Consider the following 20,987-nt stretch of genomic DNA (forward strand, 5'->3'; position numbering starts at 1 on the left):
AGATGACAATTGATCACCCTGGGACATGAGCGAGTAGCACTAAATAATAAAAAGTACTACTTAGTAATACTGATCGAAGTCTACAGAATAGACCCTATCCTTTAGCTTTACTTAAGGATTGTTTATCAAAGGTTACGTAGCGAAGTAGGCTGAGTAAATACATGCCTCTACAGCTATTTAGGAGCGGTGAATGCAGAGATATAGACAAGGGAAGTACTACGTTTAGAATCTTAAGGAAGTCTATATCGGCTTTATGGTTACTTTGAGAAACCTTAGTACTTCTATGAAGCTAATTATGGTAATGACGTGCTCAAAGTCCTAAGGGGTAGGATAAAGGTGAATCTTTGGAAACACTTATCTGATGGTAGAGTCTGCCTCGTCTGGAAAACGTGCAAAAGCGAGCGATGATGACGCTCAAGAGGCAGGGTGCCGACCGACGTTCTACATGAGTACTGAGCTGCTGGCTGAGATCAATGCTCAGTGTGAAGCCGAGGGGAATAAGAAGCGGTCTCCGTTTTTGGTGGAATTGCTGGAACTAGTGCTGACATCGCCGATGGGGCAGCAGCTTCGGGAGAACGCAGAGCAGAACCGGCGTGGACTAGTCCATGAGCTGGAGGCGAATTTACTGCTATTTAATGAGCACCTCCCAACAGAGCGGATTGAGGAATTAGCGGCAGCCAGTCAGCGGAACCCGGACCAGATGTTAGTGCGGTTAGTTTTGCTAGGGCTCAGGGTTTATGAGCGCTCCATTGCACGGATGGAAGCGGAAATTGATGCCAGTAGTGGTTTGACCTAAGGCTGATCGCGGTACAGACATTAGCTGCAAAGAAATAAATACAAATATCCTTGATTTTCTTTACCGGAGCCACATCCTAATGATGTTATTAGCCTCCGAATAAGGAGAAATCCGGATAGTGGGCTTTTGGCAGGCAGGAAGAGATAGTCGTAACAGTGTGCATATCAGCTGAAATTGATATGCAGCAATCGTTTTAGCGAGGTCGGGGGACCAGGTTACGGACATTTTTATGCACTGATTGTCTTGAATAGTCACTTGAAATGGTGAGTGGTTGTCTGAATTATGGGTCTCGATTTCGTTCAGCGATAGACGTTTACCCATGTGAGTGGAGCACCCCGGTTGCTGGATAGGGTCTGGGAGTGCTTATGGAACGGTATAGAACGCGGCAGTATGTCGCGATTACTTGGGCGGATGCGCTACGGCTGGCAGAGTTGGATGGGACACCTGTCGAGGACATAATCCGTGTATCAGACGTGGAGTTAATCCACCGTACTGAATGGTGGGCATGGTGGTCTGACCTGAAAATAACGATAGCCATTGGGTTGCCTCAGGATTTGCAACCACAGGGGTTAGCACCGGATGCGGCGCAGCTCATTTCTGAGGTATGGGAAAGTGACGTGATTGAACCGGCATGTGGCTGGCCATTGCTGGCTGAAGTCAGACAGATTTTGCACCGTGCAGTGATCTGGCGGAGTGAGCAGCGGGGGCAATACCGACCTGAAACCTGGGAGCGATTAAATGTCGAGTGTCAGGATAATAGGCAACGCATCATCTATCGAGTGATTCAGGGATATGAAACTGGTTACTATTGTGACATCACTTTCGATTTACCTTCAGGCATAAGCGATCTTAGGTAGCTCGTCACCTGTTTCCTTATGAGCTAAGTGCGATTAAACAAGGTATATGGTGTGAGCACTTTATGTTATCGATGGGGGCATAGCATGAAGTCCCTTGCTGTGCCTTGAACTTCCATTTTTTAGCATCCTCCTAAAATAAATGTGATATTAGAAATAACTTCAGTCACCTCTGAGATTTCAATATGTTGGAATGGCTTGTAGCGTCAACAGGTATAGAGTTAGGCAAACTAGTGCTTGAACAAGTACTTGATTTAGGTAAGCCTGTTCTAGAGGGGTATGTTCAAGATTTTTTCAAAGCATGCCTGAATAGTAGTGTTGCTCAGCTAAATGCCACAAAATTGAAAACACCGATGGCAGAAGCAATTGGTTATTTTATTCAGCGATTTATCAAAGAGCTTCAGATTAACGAAGTACCTGAAACCAGTATTAGGCATTTCTACAAGGCTGCTATCAAAAGATTTGTGCAGGATAAAGCTGTATGCCCGATTTTAGGGAAAGCATTTGAGAAAAATATCAAACAGATTGACCATGCACAATTAGAAAGCATTTGGCAAAAACAGTATCAAAATACTGACTGGCAATTTCCATCAGAGGAATTTGATTGGCGAGGAATCAGTAAAGAATATGTTTATCAGGTGAGGAGAATTGTTAAAGCAAATGCAGAGTTGCGCGCTCTCCTGGAAACAGATTTTTTAGAAGAAATTTCTCAAAACACAAAACAAATCTCACCAGGTTTCGATATTGAGAAATATCGAGAGAGCTTACAATTCAGCTATGGCTACCTGAAACTATATACCCTCGATAGAACTGATCGTGCGGAATCAATCAAACTCTGGACAATATTTATTGAGCAAACCGTAAGAGAAGCTTTGCCTCCAACACGCTATGAGCTGCCTTCAGACTTGAAGCGTAAACTCAAAGAAGAAGGGCTATTAGAGAATGACTTATCATCCAAGGCCTTGGATGATTTTCGTCGTGAGTATTTTCAACAACCTATACAAAAAGTATTAGAAGTTTTAAGAAAATCTCAAAAATCAGTTATTCTGGGCGATCCGGGATCTGGGAAGTCTAGCTTATTGCAATATCTAGCACTGGAATGGGTGGAGGGCAAAACCGAAGTTTTACCGTTATTGATTGAATTGCGAGAGTTTGCTATTGCTCCATCTGCGAACTTCCTCGAATATCTTCATTGTGGTCAAGGTGTGAATTGGCAGTTTGATCAGAAACAACTTCATCAGCACTTGTTAGAGTTTTCAACTTTAGTAATGTTTGATGGGCTGGATGAGATATTTGATCACCACATTCAACATACAGTCATTAGCGATATCGTCCGTTTCTGCCAAAAATATTCCAAAGCACAAGTTCTAGTAACTTCTCGGATCATTGGATATAATCCTGAAAAGCTTCAACAAAGTGGCTTTCGACACTTTACAATTCAATCTCTGAACATCAACGAAATCCATAGCTTCATCGATTGTTGGTATGACCTATCAATAGATAATGAACCAGATAAGGTAATGCTTAAGGAGCGTTTGAAGCTGGCAATTGCCAGTTCGCGAGCCATTGCTAACCTGGCAGATAATCCTCTGCTTTTGACAATGATGACAATTTTGAATCGACGACAGGAACTACCACGCGATCGTATTGACCTTTATGAACAAGCTTCACACGTGTTGCTACATCATTGGGATGTCGATCACAAACGATTACAATTGCCAATGGGTGTAATTGGAAGACGAGAAAAACAGGAGATCCTACGCTTAATTGCTTATGAGATGCAGTCAAGGGAAGAAGGGTTGAAAGGAAACTTGATTGAAATTGATCGACTGACGCGAATTCTAACAGCCTATTTGCGTGATCAAGGCTTTAGCACTCCCCGCGAAAAGGCTAATCAGTTGATTCAGCATTTACGAGAGCGTAATTTTATCCTCTGCTATCGCGGTGCTGATACCTATGGATTTGTTCATCGAACATTTTTAGAATACTTCTGTGCTGTAGAGATCTTTAATCGATTTGAGAAACAACAGCTGATTGACTTTGAACAATTGAGGGAGGAGATATTTGGACAACATTGGCGGGATGAAACTTGGCATGAAGTATTACGGCTGCTCTGCGGAATGCTCACACCAGAGCTTGTAGACCAATTGATTAAATTCCTCCTGGAAATAGAAATTGATAAGACTAATTTTCTAGATGATGACTATGAGGATGAAGTAACAACGGAAGGGTTAACTAATTTGTTACTAGCATCTGATTGTATGATAGAAGCGTATAGTATTAAGACAATTCCTCAAAGTCACAATCTACTATTAGAACTACTAAAGCAAGAAATCGAAAACCCTAAAATTCCACTAAATTGGGGAGCTATTTACACCATCCTTAAGCGCATTGCCTCGTATTTCCCGGAGGAGTTGAATTGGTTGTATTCATTAGTAAATGAAAGTTCTACTTTGCAGAGTAAGAATGTAAAATGGCTAGTACGACGAGCAGCAGTGTTTACAGTTTCTCAGCATTTTTGTGACAGGCCAGAAACTTTACCATGGTTACAGGAAATCGCTCAATCTGAGACAGATGGATATGTTCGGGGAGCAGCTGTAGAGTCAATTACTGCTCAATTTTATAATGAACCTGAAACATTCCAGTTTGTACTGGAAAAAATACAACAAGAGAAACATGGTTATGCACGGTCAGGAATGTTAATGGCATTTGCCAAGTATTTTCGCGATGCTCCAGAAACTTTGCCGTTGCTCAAAATAAAACTTCAGCATGATGAACATGCATATGTTCGAGAAACTGTCCTTGAGAGTCTTATAGAGTGTTTTCGTGATGATTCTGAAATATTTGAATTATTGTGTAAGGTAGCCATAGAAGATCCTTTTGTAGATCGGGAGTATGAATTTCAAATAAATCCTCGTCAAGTTGCTTTAGTTGCTTTATCGAAATACTATTCAAATCATCCAAAAACCTTAGAGATCCTACATGATCGGGCAATCAATGATCCAGATTCACAACTTCGAGAATGGGCGCAACAGCAACTCAGTCTGAAGTGAGTTTAAGAAATATAAAAAGCGATGGCACTGGTCCCATGTAATGAGAAAAATGACTGAAATACTGGCAGATCAGGGATTTTATCGACCTTCCTTCAAAAAGGCTATATCCTTTCCATTATGAGCGCTTCCATCTAATCAATCCCATCAGGCAAAATCGGTACCGACGATTCAACTTAGGCTAATACTCTACAGCACCAAGTACTTTTAATCCTGCTTTCTCTGTATCAGTTAAACCTTCAGTTTCTGAAATATTCATGCCCTCATAAGGACGCGTACTTCTTAAATTTAAGAGGCATGAACCACTCGCTATTTCCCAAAGACTAATTTCTCCATCTTCACCACAACTGGCAAAAGTATTACCAAAAGGACTAGGAGCAAGCGATGATACTGTTCTCGCATGTGCAGGTAAGACTTTAATACATTCATTCTTACTAAGATCCCAAATACGTATTGTGAGATCATCGCTACCACTGATAAGTAATTTGCCATCTATGCTGAAGGTAATTGCTTTTACTTGTCCTGTATGTCCTTGCAGGGTAGCTACGCATTGACCAGTTTTAAAATCCCAAAGCCTTACACTATAATCATCACTGCCACTAGCAAAGAAACATTTGTCGGGGCTAAATACAACTGCTGCCCGTAGCCAATTAGTGTTGCATTGATGAGAAGTAATACACTGACCCGAAAGTATATTCCAAATCATAACAGTATCATCATGACCACAACTCAAAAGAGAGTTTGAATCCGCACCAAATGCCACAGATCGCACTCGATTTGTATGTCCTTTTAAGACTTGAATGCATTCTCCTGTGGATACTTTCCAAATCTTGATCGTATTATCATCACTGCCACTCGCCAGCAATTCCCCATCAGTACTAAAAGTGCATGTACGAACCCATCGGGTATGTCCTTTCAAAACCCTTATACACCGACCTGTGAAAATCTCCCAGAGTCTGACTTCATAGTCATCACCACTGCTAGCAAGAATGGAACCTTCCGGACTGAAGGCCAACGATTGGACCCAACTTAAATGCCCTTTTAATTCAGCTAAGCATCTTTCATTGCTGATATCCCAAAGCCTTACATTATAGTCTTGACCACCACTAGCCAATATGTTCCCATCGGGACTAAAAGCTAAACACTTTAGCCAATTCGAATATCCTTGGATAGTATCTAGACATTCCCCAGTATGGACATCCCAAAGTTTTACAGCATGATCTTGAGCACCACTGATTAGCATCTGATCATCAGGAGTAAACGCAATCGCTTGCACCCAGTTATCATGGCCATGTAGCGTTTGAAAACTTTTGCCTAGGCCAAGATCCCATAATTTGATTGTTTGGTCTGAACTACCGCTAGCTAAAAGTTTTCCAGTACTGTCGAAAGCGACTGAATTTATTTGCGAGTTGTGCTCCCTAAGAGTTTGCAGACATTCGCCTGTATTAACATCCCATATTTTTATTGCATAATCTTGGCCAGCAGTAGCAATTGTTTGTTTATCAGAGTTGAACTTAATAGACTTCACCCAATTAGTATGTCCTTTAAGAATCCTGACTTGCTGCCATGTAGAGGCATCCAAAAATTTTACGCTGTAATTATCTCCGCTGTAAGCTAAAAGTTGTCCATCAGGACTAAATTCTACTGTTCGCACATATCCATTTGGTTCTGCAATGGTTTTAAGACATTTACCAGTCTGTACTTCCCATACTTTGACTGTATGGTCTTCACCACCACTAACAAGTAACTTTCCACTCGTATCAAAGATAACTGATCGAACAGCACTATTATGGCCTTTTAAGCTCTGAAAGCATTGACCTGTATTTATTCTCCAGAGTCTGATTGTGTAATCGATACTGGCACTTGCTAAGATGTGTCCGTCAGAACTAAAAGTCAATGCTCTAACAACATGAGTATGACCCTTTTGATTCCAAACTAAGGATCTATCTTCAGTTTTCCATAAGCGAACTTCACCAGCTGCATCTCCTGTTGCAAATAAGTGACCTGCGGGATGAATAGCAATTGAAAAAATCTGACTGAAAGCTCTGATAAATTTAGAATCTAGTAAATTCGCTTGGGCTAAATTAAGGCCTCTGAGACTAGCATTTGAAAAATCAGCACCTTTAATTACAGCTCTTCTTAGATCCAAGTCTTCTAAGAAAAATGGATTAGATTTTGCAAGGATCGTTGCAATATTTCCACCAACATAATTTACTTCTGATTCGGTTTTACCACATGTTGATTTCAGTATCTCGAAAATTCCAGAGCTATCATCAATAATTGGTAACAACAAATCAATAACTGCTTTACTTAATTTAGATTGACCAAATGTTGATTTTAAATTCTCGAAACTTTCACTTGTAAATTTCTTCAATGAGGTAACTTCATGATTCCTATGTGAAAAATACTCCGACCATTTATATTCACGAGCTTCTAGGGCTGAATCTATCTCTGGGTTCACTTGAGCTAATCCTAAAAAATCAGATGCTAAAGCTCCAAGTTCGGCAACAAATTTGTAGGCGACAAAAAACTCTAATAAAGAACGATGTGCTGGAGTATAATCTCCCTGAGCATTACGAATCAGCATTGTCTGTCCCATCATGTCATAATGCCAATGGTCAAGATCTGTTTCTTTTTCAACCAATGAGCCAAAAAACTGACGAATACGATCAGGAAATTCTCGGTAATTAATGCTCATACGATCTGTCGATAGCATTTCCCAAGATAGCTCACACATAAAATAGAGCTTATCTGCCATTGATGTAAATGTCCTTTCAGCTCTGATATCACGCTCCATCTTATGTTTTGCCGCGTAGAGATAAACTCGTGACATATCTACTGGTTTACCTGCCTCGATCTCTGGTAGTGCCTCTAAGATTAATTCTGTCAGCACTGGGCGACAAGCTAGATCTAGTAGCTGAGGATTGCTCATAATCTTATTAAGAATGGTTGGCTGAGCTTGATAGGACAATACTTGCCGAATTTGTGCATTGTTAAACTTCTCTAGTTCTAAGACTTCAAATTGAGGTGTTTCCCCTGTTAAATCTTTGGTGGAAGCCTGTAATTCTGCATTCAGTAGCGCACGGCCTTCCTTTGCTTCCGGGAAATGTTCCGTGCGACAAGTAAGAATAACTTTTGCTCCAGGAACCACCACTTTTGCCAGTTCCCAAAAGTTATTGATCATCTGTTGACGATCCACACGAGCTGCCATTTCATCAAAACCATCGAAAATGAGTAACAGCTTGCCCATACGGTTCAGTTGCTCAAATGCTGTATATCCTGGAATCGGGATCTCATGCTTACGAAAAAAGAACTCAGAGAATAGCGACTCTACGCTGACCGCTTTGGCATAGTCTCGCAGAGGAATCACTAATGGCAATCGAGGTCGATCAATGCCCCGTTGTTGCGCATCACGATATCGTTGCAATGTCTTCCAGGCATAGTGAAAGGCAAACCAGGTTTTACCAGTACCAAACTCGCCCAAGATGGAAATATGCTCTTTAGCTGGATCGTCTAACCAAACATCTAAATAGCCATCAATCCAACCATCACGCTCATCATAGCGACTAACTCCAATGCGTTGGTGAGTAGCTGGATCAACTTCTTCCTTGACGCAGGCGAGCGGTACATATTTTTCATCAATCCCTCGCTGCTGAATTTCTTGCTCCAGCCAGGTGAGATAACCGCTAAAGTCAGCATCTTGATCTAGAAATTCATCAAAGGTATAGCAGCCCAGGTGCTCATTTTGTTCTTTTGCTATTTCATCACGAGCAGCCCGAGAAATTCGACGAGTGGTCACTAACCACCCTTCATCTGCTTTTTGGGCATCTACCGACTGCTGTAGAGAATTGACATCTGCAAGGCCAATTTCACCAGCAATACCTCGTACTAGCGCCCGACTGTAGCGCCGTCGTCCAATCCGGTAATTGATAATCCATTCAAAGTGATCTTCTTTCCACACTTCATGACTTTCAAAGTCATAGCCTAGAGTCTCCAGCCAGCCACGCATTTGCTGAGCCAGGGCAAATGCTCGACATTTTTCAGCACTAAAGGACTCTGTACCTGGTAAGGCTGGATTCTCCTGAGCCGCCAACCGAGCCATTTCAGTTCGCATTCCTTCTATCGTAGGCAGACGATGTAAACGATCTTGTAAGCTGCCAATTTGCCGGTGCAGGGAGTCTAGTTTTTGGTTGGTGAGAATATCAGCCGGAGTACGGGTCCGTTTAGCGACTTCAATAAAAACCACTGCGAATTCATAGAATTCACGGCGTACATCAATTTGATTGCTTTGGATATCTTGATCTAAGGGGTGTTCTTTAAGAAACGCTTCTCCTCGTTGTAGCAACACAGCAGGGTTATTCTGTGACAAGGCTTCACGGAACAGCTGCTGAATCTCGGTTTGGCGAAAGATTTCTAATACAGGCTTGGGTTTATCAACCCCGTACTCCACGAGAGCATATTGATAAACACCTGTGAAGTCATCTGGGGGCTGGTCTGGATCAAGATTGAATTTCTTGAGCAATTTGATAACTCGCTCATTTCGGGAGAACTGCTCAACAGCTGAGTTAAAAATCGCGTCAATCAGATTATCCAGACCAAACATAGTGCATCCCTCGACGAAATTTCAGGTTGGGCTTCAGATAGGTTTGCAGCTTTCGCTGATGGTTTATACGGTTTAACGATAGGTAGTAGGCATTCTAGAGTCAGCACCTTTAACCTTGATTTTAGGGTTGGTAGCTATGGGGGGGTAGGGAGTTGCGATCGCACCCTCACCTACCCAACACAACCACCCCAGGTCGCCCAGCATCCCAAGCAGTACTACCTCTACTCAACCATAAGCCCTCAGAATTCTAACTTCAGTACTTCTTGACCTTGAATTCAATGCTTACAGCCACGCTTATGGCCAATAAACCACCCTGCCAGTAAGCAACTCTGCGATAGTTACAGGCAGTAACATAAATCGAATAGATATATTACCTTTAGCTACCTTTAATCCGAAGTTTGGGCAGGTTACCCTGAAGTAGGATTAGACCCCCAATAGTGCAGGAATCAAGTGCTTAAAATTGGACAATTACTAAGGAATCGTTTTTGCGATCGCAACCACACAGGAGACGTTAACTAGGAAATGAGCCAGGGCGATTCAATGGATGCTCGTGCCTCGCAAGGAGCGATTAACCAGCCTCAGGAATCAGTCGAACAGCAATTTGGCGATCGCGAAACGACTGAAACTGGGGGCGGAGATGCTGCGGGTCGGGATATCTATAAAACCACCATGATTAACTACTTCGCGTCTGGCGATGTGGATAAGAGCATGGCAGACCCAAAGTTCAAAGCATTGCTGGCGCTGTTAGATCAAATTGATAACCAGGATAGCGTGCCGCAAGCTCGTCAAGCATCCCTACCTGACGATGCGAATCTATTTCTTAATGAAGCCACCGATAACGCCACTATCCTGACCCAGCTACATGAAGAATATGGGAAGATACCTGCATTCATAATCCACCTTATCCAGGATGAAGCTGTGCCACAGAAAGTGCGCGATCAGCTCAAGGCAGAGCTTGAAGCTTGTATTACATCATCTGAGGTAGATCAGCCGTCCCATCAGCTTCCAGACGACTCAAGCACTGACCAAAAGCTAACTCCCTACATGATGGTTGTGCTCCGTCCTACCTCTAACGATGGTCAGTTTTTAGTCAATGCCTGGTTGATCCCTGACGATTCCGATTCGACATCCTTGGATCGTTTTAAGCCTTTGGACTTGGATGATGAGCAAAAAGGCAAAGATTGCACGCTGGCTGAGATACCCGGTGTGATCGATCAGTTTTTGAGCAAAAGTCGCCAATATCTACGTGGTAAAAAGTGTCACCCAATTACGCTTGAAGTCTTTTTGCCGCTGGAATATCTATGTAGTGAAGCGGAGCACTGGGAAATATCGGTGCGGAATAAAACCTTACCCATTGGTGTTAAACATCCGTTGATTGTGCGGTCCTATGAAAGGTTGAGTTTCGATTATCTCGATGATTGTTGGACCGATTGGTGCGATAACTGGGAACAGTTCAAAACTCACTTAAACAACACCCCTTCTCATGAGCTTTTTGAAAAACTAGAAAAAATAGACGAGGGCAACTGGGATGAAATTCTCTACAACTTTAAGGATCAACCTGAGAAGGTAGGATTTATTATCCCCTGCTTACCCTGCGAAGATATGCAGGAAGATCTGTTTAACACCATTATCGATGCGTCTGCTCCCTTTGCCCTTTGGGTCAGGCGCACTATTCCCGATTTTGATCACATTACTGAATTTACGGAGCTACTAAACCATGGTCCTTTAGGAAACCTTCCAGAGCGTATCCGTAAGCTTCGGGAACGGGCTCGTGCTCAACGAAAAGTGATAGATGAACACTATGCATACCATTTATCGATTTTGTGGGAAGATCCAAATCGATTACCTCCGAATGTCGAGGATCAATTAAAGTTCTCCAGAGTAGTGAGGAATATGGGGTAATTATGAGCGATTGGAAGATTTTCTTAGGCAACCAAACGGACACTCACAATAGAATTGACGACCTTCCAGAGCCCCCTGACTGGCGTAAGTTTGGTCGCGTTAAACCTGAGTCTCAGTTTAACTTTGTTGAGCTACCCAAGGGTGATAGTGAAAAAACAGAGGAACGTGGAAAGTCTTTTCGCATTCCGGCATCTCAACCTGAGATTGTAGATGTTGTCAATGCAGCTCTGTATCTACGACGACCATTGATGATTACGGGGAAACCCGGTACCGGTAAAACATCATTGGCCTATGCAGTTGCCCATGAACTTCAGCTTGGTCCGGTACTGCTATGGCCGATCACGGCACGCTCTACGTTGCAAGAAGGTCTTTATCGCTACGATGCGATTTCTCGCCTGCAAGATGCTCAAGTGATCGTCAATGCCGATGGCAAACCTGTTCAGGTGCAAAATACCGAAAGTGTAGGGCAATATGTTCAGCTAGGTCCCCTAGGAACGGCGCTACTACCTTCCAAGCGTCCCCGCGTACTACTGATAGACGAAATTGATAAGAGTGATATTAACCTTCCCAATGATCTGCTTAATCTCTTTGAGGAAGGAGAATATGAAATCCCAGAACTAGCCAGGCTTAAGCGAGATGAGGATGAACCAGATCAAATGGCTAACGTGCGTACCTATGATTCAGGAGGACGCGCTAAGATTACCAATGGATTTGTTCGCTGCTATGAATTTCCTTTTATTATTCTCACTAGCAATGGGGAACGTGACTTTCCCCCTGCATTTCTGCGCCGTTGTCTGCGGTTAAAAATCAAGGACCCGGATGAAACTGCCCTGACTGAAATTGTTAAAGCTCACTTCAAGAATCGTCCAGATGTTTTAGAAAAAGCTCTGCCAATTATTCAGGACTTTGTAAAGCGTCGTCAGAAAGGAAATATTGCTCCAGACCAACTTTTGAATGCTGTTTATCTGGTGACTGGGAAGCAAAGCCCGACCGAAGAAGAACAGACAAAGCTCATTGACCTACTTTTGAAATATCTCTCAAGTACGGAGGATCAATGATCAAAGGATTGGTTGCAGCCTTAGGTCTTGAATTAGAGCTAACCGGTGAGGAAATCGCCGATGTGCTCTGGCTGACTGCCCATATCCAACCTGCTGAGCAAGATGATGCCTCAATGACGGCTGATACTGAGGAAACAGCTCAGTCTACATCGACTCAATTCCAACCACCTGAACAACCTCTACCTCCTGAACCTGATAGAAACCCAGAAGAAGATATCTCCAACACTGGCGAGTCCCATGCGGATGTTTACACTGAGGACGATGCGAAGGGTTCTACAGATTTATCGTTTCAGGTCCCCGATGCCCGTTCTCTACGGGAGCCTTTAGAACTGGCCAGGGCGTTAAAACCTCTGCTGCGTCGTGTAGCGTCAGGAGCCGCCAAGGTATTGGATGAAGAAGCCACCGTGCAGCGCATTACTGATGAACGGGTTTGGGCACCTGTCTTGAAACCAACGCTGGAGCCATGGCTTGACCTGGTTTTAATCGTGGATGAAAGTCCTTCGATGCTGATCTGGCAGCGCACGGTTCTAGAATTTAAGCGAATTTTAGAACGCTATGGTGTTTTTCGGAATGTCAGTACCTGGAGCCTGAGCGCTGAGGAGAATGGTAGTATTCGACTTCGCCCTGGTATCGGGGTTATTGGACACAACCAACGTCCCCATAGTCCAAGTGAGTTACTTGACCCCAGCGGTCGTCGGCTAATTTTAGTGGCCAGTGATTGTGTGTCAGACTTTTGGCAAGATGGCACTCTTTTGCCGATGCTAAAGCTCTGGGCTGAGTCTGGGCCAATGGCGATTGCTCAGATGCTACCCCAATGGTTATGGGAGCGCACGGCGTTGCGGTTTGCGGCGAACACTGAGTTTTTGGGACTACGGCCAGGCATGACGAATCAAACCTTGGTGGCCAAACCACTCTCTCGTCGCAGTAAGGTTGATTTTAATACAGGTATCAAGATTCCCGTTGTTACGCTACAGCCTGAGGAATTTAAGACATGGGCCAGTATGTTGTCGGGGAAAGGGGGGACCTGGGCAAAGGGGGCTGTCTTTTCGACCGTTACTGATAGATCTACTCGGCGTAGCGCTCTAGGGGCGATTTCAGAAAATCTCACTGCGGAAGAAAGAGTACAACGCTTTCGTATAACGGCATCACCCATGGGGCGAAAGCTTGCGGGTTTGCTGGCTTCTTCGCCTGTTATTAATTTGCCTGTTGTGAGAATCATTCAGGATCGCTTGCTGCAACAGTCTAAGCAGGTTCATGTTGCTGAAGTTTTTCTGGGTGGGTTGTTAGAACAAGTTACTGAGATTACTCCAGGTGTAAAGCCCACAGGAATCCAATTTAGTTTTTTTGAGGGAGTTCGGGATGTCCTCTTAGAATCTGTTCCGAAAAGTGAAATTATTAATGGGTTCAATGAGGTGTCAGCTTTTATTGCTGAGAATATTGGTTTATCTCTTGAAGAATTTGCGGCTGTATTACGAGACCCTGTTGAGGCTGGTGATGAAGCATTAGCTAGACAGGCGCGTCCTTTTGCAAGGGTGACAACCCAAATTTTAAGGCGACTTGGGGGAGGTTATAGCTTATTTGCTGAACAGATAGAATCCGCACTAATTCCTGATTCTCAGTATGATCAATCCTTGGGAACAAATAAGACTTCTACTTATGTTAGCGGTGGTATTGTTCAAGCTAATGATGGTATATATCTTACACGACAGGCTGACACGGAGCTTTTAAAGCTTTGCAAAAATAGTGAATTTGCTTATGTGCTTGCCCCTCGACAGACAGGCAAATCTAGCTTAATGATACATATATCTGAGCAATTAGCTAATCAGGGTATTCGTACGATTAACATTGATCTTTCAACATATGGCACTCAGATATCCGAAGAGAGTTGGTACTTTGGAATAATTCTATCGATAGAGAGTCAACTAGAGTTAAATGTTCAAGTGCGGGAGTGGTGGGATATTCGTTCTCATCTGAGCGTATCTCAAAGATTATATCGATTCTTTAAAGATATTGTACTGAGGGAAATAGATGTTCCTATCGTGATATTCGTAGATGAAATCGATATCACATTGTCTCTCGATTTTACTGATGTTTTTTTTGCATTCATCAGAACCTGCTACAGTCAGCGAACTGAAGATTCTATCTTTAATCGACTCTCATTTACCTTATTAGGCGTTGCTTCACCGGAAATCTTGATAAGTAATCCAGAACTGACGCCCTTTAACTTTTGTCAATATGTTGAACTGACTGACTTTTCATATGAAGAATCTCTACCACTAGCTAGAGGGCTAACCTCAAGTATCAATGATTCAAGAGATATTTTAAAATGGATTCTAGACTGGACTGATGGTCATCCTTATCTCACCCTGAAGTTCTGCTCTGCCATCCGTCAAGAGTCGCAACAGAGTTGGTCAAAATCAGATGTAGATAACGTTGTAAGACGTATCTTTCTTGATACCTCTACCCAAGATTACAACTTAAACTTTGTCCCAGATATGCTGTTAAAAAGGGCTTCTGATATTTCAGCAACCCTAACTCTTTACAGGGAGATTTTTCAGAGTCAACGACAAATTTTAGACGACCAAGTCGATGCATCGATCAAAACTCATTTGAAATTATCAGGAATAGTTAAAGCGGAAGTTTCTGGCGGTTCTTCGGTTTTAAGAGTACGAAATCGTATTTACAGAACTTTGTTCGACGAGGATTGGATAAATCAGCACCTTTCTGTTTCGAATACTGAGCCTCCTTCAAGTGAAGAAACTGAAAATTTGTCTGTTCGGACTATTTTAATCCTAGCTGCAAATCCTTCAGATACATCACCATTAAGGCTAGATCAAGAAGTTCGAGAAATATATGAAAGACTAAGACTAGCGAACCGTAAAGATCGTTTCATAATAATCTCAAATTGGATATCACGTCCCTCTGATCTCTGGCGAGCAATTTTAGAAACAGAGCCATATATTATCCATTTCATAGGTTCGGATATAGCTTCAGATGGAATTAGCTGTGAGGATAAACTTGGAAATCTCAAGTTGTTGAGTAGCAACTTCCTCTCGAAACTCTTTCAATTATTCTCTAGTCGGGTTCAGTGTGTTTTACTCAGTGCTTGCTATAACCAGAATCAAGCAGAAGCTATTGCTGAGCATATTACTGTTATTGGAATACGTCAACCAGTTAGTGAGCGTACTGCTGTTATATTTTTGAACACTTTTTATGATGCCCTAGGTGATGGTCATGGTCTCACGATTGCTTACCACTTTGGGTGTAACGCTATTCCCCTGGAAGGTTTTGATGAAACCTTTACTCCTGTATTTTTACAAGTGGCTCAGTCTTCTCCTCCTATTTCTCCTAGTTTGCAGTTGTACAGAAATAACCAAAATCCATTTTCCCGAACTATTCTCATTCTAGCTGTAAGTCCGTCAGCTAGAATGAGTCTGAGGTCGGCGGAAGAAGAACGAGAAATAAAGGAAAGTCTAAATCGTTCTGGACAACGAGATCGTTTCACTTTGGAAATTCGTTTTACAGAGCGAATCCAAGACATGTTATGGGCGATTTTAGAGACAAGGCCACATATTATCCATTTTTCGGGTAGTGGGATAAATGCAGATGGTATTAGCTTGGAAGATAACTCTGGGAGACTCAAGCTGTTGACTGGTCAATCTCTAGCAAAATTCTTTCAATTGCTTTCTAACCATGTTGAATGCGTTTTACTCAACGCTTGTTATGATCAAAATCAAGCAGAAGCTATTGCTGAATATATTGATACTGTTATTGGAGTAAGCCACACTGTTATTGGAATAAGTCACGCTGTTAGTGATCGAGCTGTCATTCAATTTTCAAAAGCTTTTTATGACGCTCTAGGGAATGGTTTTAATTTTGCATTTGCTTATCATTTAGGCTGTACTGCTATCGAACTGGAAGATGTCAATGCAACCCTTACTCCTGTTTTTTTACAAGCAGCTCAGTCTTCTCCACCTCTTGTTCCCAGCTTGAAATCAAATAGAAATAGTCAAAAATCATCTCCTCGAACCATTCTCATTCTATCTACGAATCCGTCAGATACATCGCGATTAAGTCTGGCTCAGGAAGTACGAGAAATAAGCAGAAGGATAGAGATTTCTCGGCAGCGAGATCGGTTTACCATAGAAAGTCGTTGTGCAGTAAGCCCATCAGATTTACAGCAAGCCATTCTAGAGGTAGATCCACATATCATTCATTTTTTAGGTTTAGGTACAGATGTTAATGGTATTCTCCTGGAGAATCAATCTGGAACATTAGAACTCTTAGGCAATAGGGTATTAGCAAGACTATTCCAATTAGTCTCTAGGCGAGTAGAGTGTGTTTTGCTAGGTGCTTGTTATAACCAAGGACAAGCAGCAGCCATTACCAAGCATATCGATATTGTTATTGGTATGAGTTCATCAATGGGTGATCAAGCTGTTCTGCAATTTACACTTAGCTTCTATAATGCATTGGGGGCAGGGCAAGATCTGGAATTTGCTTATCACTGGGGTTGTGCGGCCATTGAGATGGAAGGACTTGACACATCTCTCATGCCAGTATTCTTGAAACAGACAAAGGACCAGTCTCAATCATCCTCAACAGACTTGGCAGAACAATCTCAGGAATCAACATCAGTTGCATCAGCTCGTATTTTCATCTCTTATAAACGTAATATTGCTCCTGACGAGGCTTTGGCCCTTGAACTCTATCGAGTATTAGGTGCGACCTATGAAGTTGCAATTGACCAGAATATGTTAGTGGGTACTGAATGGGTGCAATGGATTAATGAACAGTTAAAGCAGTCAGATTTTTTAATAGTTTTACTTTCTGAAACATCAGTACAGAGTGAAATGGTGATGCAAGAAATTGAACTTTTCCATAGTTTAAATTTCCAGCAGGGAAAGTCTCAGATTTTGCCTGTTCGGCTAGCTTACCGAGATCCTTTCCAATATCCATTGAGTGAGTACCTAAAGCATATTAACTGTGCCTTCTGGGAAGATGAAACAGATACGCTGGATCTGATTGCCCAATTACAACAGAATATTCAGGAAGGAGCACCATTAGATACATCAATGATGCAGGAACAGCTGTTTCCCACCGCACATGTATCTGAGTCTTCAGATCTAGAGCTCATAGAATTTCCTGTAGGAGCAATGGATCTAGAATCTAGTTTTTATATTGAGCGCTCCTCTGATATTGGAGCACTAGAAACTATTCAAAACCAAGGCGTAACAATTACCATCAAGGGACCACCTCAGACAGGCAAGAGTTCGTTATTGAGCCGAATTATGAATACGGCCTATGAGTTGGAAAAAAGAGTAGTCTTTTTAGACTTCCAATTTTTTGATGAGGAAACTCTATCAGATTCTGAGCTGTTCTATCGACAATTTTGTCAACAATTGACTCGCAAGTTACGGATGACAGACGAAACAGAGCAATGGTGGCAGATGTACAGTGAAGTTGGTAACCCTTTAGTCTCTACGTTTTACCTACAAGATTACCTATTGCCAGAGCTGAAATCTCCACTAGTGCTGGCGATGGATGAAGTAGAGTCTATCTTTAGTTCACCGTTTCGAACTGATTTTTTTGGAATGTTGCGGGGGTGGCATAATAGTCGTGCTACAGAGTCTATTTGGAAACAGCTTGACTTGGTGCTAGTTACCTCAACACAACCTTACCAATTGATTCAAGATCTGAACCAATCTCCCTTCAATGTAGGTCAAATCATCGAGCTAGCCGATTTTTCTCCGGCGCAGGTAACTGATTTAAATACCCGTCATGGGTTGCCGTTTTCAGAATCTCAACTAGAGCAGCTAATGATCTTACTCCATGGTCATCCTTATCTGGTTCAGCGAGCTATGAGCTTATTTGCTAATGGTCAATTATCCGTAGAGGAGCTGTTTCAAAACCGTTATGAAGAGCGTGGTCCCTTTGGAGATCATCTACGATACCTTTTCTCAAGAGTGTATAGTAACCCATTGCTTGTAGATGGTTTACTTCAGATTTTGAACCAGCAAATATCTCCAGATGGAGAAACATTATTCCGACTGGAAGGAGCAGGACTAATTCGGCGTGAAGGGCGGAAAGTAGTTCCTCGCTGTCAATTGTATGCTGAGTATTTTCAGGAACATCTCAATAGTTAACAGTGTAGACTGTGTTTCCTGCACCAGTTGGATTTCATAGGTTATTAAATAATCGGAAAAATATACGATGTCCTCAAAACTTGAACGATTCCAAACTATTTGGCGCAAAATATCTCAAGGGTACAGTCAACCGCCTATGAGTTTGACTATTCCTCAAAGTCGAGTAGATTTAAGTCTTTCAGCAGACGGAGCGTTGAAGCAAAATGCTCGATATTTTCAGGTTCGTATAAATGAGCTACATCTTTCCAAAACACGAGAATGGTTCACAACTTATCAGCCATTTGTCTTTGTTGTCTCCGAGTTTATTTACGATAACAAGATCGAAACAGTACCCTTTATAGTTGGTCCTTCCCTTATTGAAAAACATGGCCAACCAGCCCCCCAGGGTATGATCTTTGCAAACACGCGGGTTGCTGGCCTTCACCCCTATCGAGGCGGCAAGCTCAATCTTTCTATTCTGCTTTGTCGCATTAAAAACAAAAACTATGTCAAAGAACTCCTCCAACTAACCGAAAACGCTGCCAGCGTTCTTGACTTCTCCACTGCCCTCACTAGCTATCTCAAAATCGGCAACGTCCTCCTCGACGGCATCGAATCCCTGTTTAACCTGGGCGATACAAAGTCCCTCATCGGCCTACGACAGGAATTTGATCCTGACGCCGGAGATAATATGCAACCCGGCTACTTTGCCCTTATAGACACTCCAGAGGCCCAATTTAACTCTAACCACTTCTGGGTTCGTAATAACCAGTTGCTCTACGGCATGACCTCCGCATCAGCTAAACCATTCCGTGAAGCTGATTATGTGCTCTACAGTCTTGTCCAAACGTCAGAGCGTCAGGATGTAGCCCTGTTGCCCTTCTACTCTAGTTATGAAGATGTCAAAGCCTGGGCCAGTAAAACCGATGAGAAAAGCTGGGAGCAAGCCAAAGCTAGCATGTCTAGTCTCTATCAAGAGATGGTCAAAAGCCCAGATCTGATTTCCTCCCAAATGCGAAAGCTAGTCAACCAGTACGTAACTGAGATGCGACAGCTGCGCAAAATGGCCATTGGCCTGGGGGCTTTGGGGGCAGCTGATGAGTTTGATATTGGCGAAATCGATGAGACTAATACCGAAGCTAATCTGACTAATGCTGCGCGCATTCTAGATTTGAAACTTTAACCTTTCAATCAACCTGTTGCAGCTGAGTGCTAATTTTCCAAGCTGAGGATAACTTGCAGATAAGGGTCCTATAGCCTGCTTAGCACGTTCTAGCGTCTCATCCCGGCGCTCTGTGTTTCCAGCAGACTCTGCCTTGATCGCGGCATTCAACGCCAGCTCAATCGCCCTCAAATCATCTGCTAAATCTTCCAACTCAGCTATCTCCGCCTGCTCGATCTGCTCAGTCACCTGACTACAGATGCTCTGTAAGGATACCGCATTCTCATTAGCAGGAGTCGCTGGTGCAGATTTATACATATCCCGACCGGCATAATCTCCACCGCCCGTATTAATTACTGTTGAATTGCCAAAGACCTGATTAATTGGACCACTGGGCCGATTGACAAACCCCTGAGAGCCAGATGCATTAATATAGTCTCCACGCTCAAGCACTTGCACATCCTGCATATCGCCACCAGCCGCCAGGTTAACCTGGCCACTAAGGATTTGTTGCAAAGCTCTCTGACTTTCTGCCGCATCCACCTCACGCACTGCCCCATTAAGAGCGTCAGGAGCATCGCCAGCTCCCAGTTCACTACCAGGAGTTTTCCCACTGTGCAGGGCCACAGCCATCACTCCCAACCCTTTTTGAATCGTCAGCTCTGGCTCTTGCACTACGCCATATTGACCAAATAGTTTCTCCACATCGGCTTTGACCTGACTAAATACCTTTTCATACAGGTCAAAAATACTGATATACCCTTTTCGACTAGGGATACCCTTGCCCTTTAGAGCTTCAACTAAACTCTGCGCGAACAGTGTCATAGAGTCACTCGGCGAAAAGTAAGATTTTTGAGTCTCCCGACAGGCTGTAATAATTACTCGCCCTTCTCCTGTTGCCAACAGCGCATTTGCAGTTTGTTCCGGGATATTAGCCCCTTGCTCGTCAGGTGACCCTAGAGTGCCAGGAGAGATTTCTCCCGAGTGGCAAGCATTAAAAAATAAAAAAACTCGCTTTGCCTTAATGGCATTTAGTTTCTCTAAAAGAGCCCTCTCATGAAGTCCGCTGCCTACAGCAACTTGGTTGCCATCTAAGCGCGTATCATGGGTGGTCAGATAATAACCATCGTCACCATAATCACCATGACCACTATAAAAGACAGACAGTGTATCTGTATCATGCAGAGTTTTAGCCAGATTATCTAAAGCATCTTCAATGTTTTGACGAGTTGCTGTCTCGTCGTGCAAGAACTGAATCTGTTGCTCAGGATATGCGCAATGGTTTAAATTATGTAGGATTTTTACAATTGCTTGAGCATCCTCAACTGTCAGAGGCACATTTAGTTGTGGTTCATGTTGATAAGAACCTACACCAATCACCAGGGCATATCCTGTATCAAACGCCATAAAAACCTAGCTAAGCTACTACATGCTATC

9 protein-coding genes are annotated in these 20,987 nt (G+C 42.9%); 7 read left to right on the forward strand and 2 right to left on the reverse strand.

Features of this window, described 5'->3' with window-relative positions:
• The first annotated feature begins 361 nt into the window (after window positions 1-361).
• The 3 genes from U2F10_RS01800 to U2F10_RS01810 all read left to right on the forward strand — a co-directional run bounded on the left by U2F10_RS01800 (window position 362) and on the right by U2F10_RS01810 (window position 4,703).
• On the forward strand, window positions 362-796 hold the full coding sequence (locus tag U2F10_RS01800; RefSeq protein ID WP_499870375.1) for a hypothetical protein: 435 nt from the start codon (window positions 362-364) through the stop codon (window positions 794-796).
• Between the two features lie 365 nt (window positions 797-1,161).
• Window positions 1,162-1,653: a hypothetical protein gene (locus U2F10_RS01805; RefSeq protein WP_499870376.1), complete on the forward strand. Its 492-nt coding sequence runs from the start codon at window positions 1,162-1,164 to the stop codon at window positions 1,651-1,653.
• A 182-nt stretch (window positions 1,654-1,835) separates the two neighbouring features.
• Window positions 1,836-4,703, forward strand: a complete 2,868-nt coding sequence (locus U2F10_RS01810) for an NACHT domain-containing protein (protein ID WP_499870378.1) — start codon at window positions 1,836-1,838, stop codon at window positions 4,701-4,703.
• 178 nt (window positions 4,704-4,881) lie between these two features.
• On the opposite strand, the gene U2F10_RS01815 is transcribed toward U2F10_RS01810, so the two are convergent.
• Window positions 4,882-9,303, reverse strand: a complete 4,422-nt coding sequence (locus tag U2F10_RS01815) for a WD40 domain-containing protein (RefSeq protein WP_499870379.1) — start codon at window positions 9,301-9,303, stop codon at window positions 4,882-4,884.
• 540 nt (window positions 9,304-9,843) lie between these two features.
• On the opposite strand from U2F10_RS01815, the gene U2F10_RS01820 reads away from it, so the two are divergent.
• The 4 genes from U2F10_RS01820 (at window position 9,844) to U2F10_RS01835 (ending at window position 19,571) form a co-directional block, all read left to right on the forward strand.
• Window positions 9,844-11,205, forward strand: a complete 1,362-nt coding sequence (locus U2F10_RS01820) for a VMAP-C domain-containing protein (protein ID WP_499870381.1) — start codon at window positions 9,844-9,846, stop codon at window positions 11,203-11,205.
• Window positions 11,206-11,207: 2 nt separating this feature from the next.
• Window positions 11,208-12,263 carry an AAA family ATPase gene (locus U2F10_RS01825; RefSeq protein WP_499870382.1) on the forward strand — a complete coding sequence of 352 codons (1,056 nt, stop codon included), beginning with the start codon at window positions 11,208-11,210 and terminating at the stop codon, window positions 12,261-12,263.
• On the forward strand, window positions 12,260-18,409 hold the full coding sequence (locus U2F10_RS01830) for an SAV_2336 N-terminal domain-related protein (protein ID WP_499870384.1): 6,150 nt from the start codon (window positions 12,260-12,262) through the stop codon (window positions 18,407-18,409). The genes U2F10_RS01825 and U2F10_RS01830 overlap by 4 nt, the downstream gene beginning before the upstream one ends.
• 67 nt (window positions 18,410-18,476) lie before the next feature.
• Window positions 18,477-19,571: a hypothetical protein gene (locus U2F10_RS01835; RefSeq protein WP_499870386.1), complete on the forward strand. Its 1,095-nt coding sequence runs from the start codon at window positions 18,477-18,479 to the stop codon at window positions 19,569-19,571.
• On the opposite strand, the gene U2F10_RS01840 is transcribed toward U2F10_RS01835, so the two are convergent.
• On the reverse strand, window positions 19,554-20,957 hold the full coding sequence (locus tag U2F10_RS01840; protein WP_499870388.1) for a caspase family protein: 1,404 nt from the start codon (window positions 20,955-20,957) through the stop codon (window positions 19,554-19,556). The two genes, U2F10_RS01835 and U2F10_RS01840, sit on opposite strands and share 18 nt — an antisense overlap.
• Window positions 20,958-20,987 lie beyond the last annotated feature (30 nt).

The sequence above is a fragment of the Leptothoe sp. EHU-05/26/07-4 genome, from assembly GCF_043421015.1.
Lineage (GTDB): Bacteria > Cyanobacteriota > Cyanobacteriia > Phormidesmidales > Phormidesmidaceae > Leptothoe > Leptothoe turfae.

Coding starts and splice junctions, on each gene's coding strand:
- U2F10_RS01830 (WP_499870384.1), top strand. CDS start 12,260: ATGATCAAAGGATTGGTTGCAGCCTTAGGTCTTGAATTAGAGCTAACC.
- U2F10_RS01805 (WP_499870376.1), top strand. CDS start 1,162: ATGGAACGGTATAGAACGCGGCAGTATGTCGCGATTACTTGGGCGGAT.
- U2F10_RS01820 (WP_499870381.1), top strand. CDS start 9,844: ATGGATGCTCGTGCCTCGCAAGGAGCGATTAACCAGCCTCAGGAATCA.
- U2F10_RS01815 (WP_499870379.1), bottom strand. CDS start 9,303: ATGTTTGGTCTGGATAATCTGATTGACGCGATTTTTAACTCAGCTGTT.
- U2F10_RS01825 (WP_499870382.1), top strand. CDS start 11,208: ATGAGCGATTGGAAGATTTTCTTAGGCAACCAAACGGACACTCACAAT.
- U2F10_RS01835 (WP_499870386.1), top strand. CDS start 18,477: ATGTCCTCAAAACTTGAACGATTCCAAACTATTTGGCGCAAAATATCT.
- U2F10_RS01800 (WP_499870375.1), top strand. CDS start 362: ATGGTAGAGTCTGCCTCGTCTGGAAAACGTGCAAAAGCGAGCGATGAT.
- U2F10_RS01810 (WP_499870378.1), top strand. CDS start 1,836: ATGTTGGAATGGCTTGTAGCGTCAACAGGTATAGAGTTAGGCAAACTA.
- U2F10_RS01840 (WP_499870388.1), bottom strand. CDS start 20,957: ATGGCGTTTGATACAGGATATGCCCTGGTGATTGGTGTAGGTTCTTAT.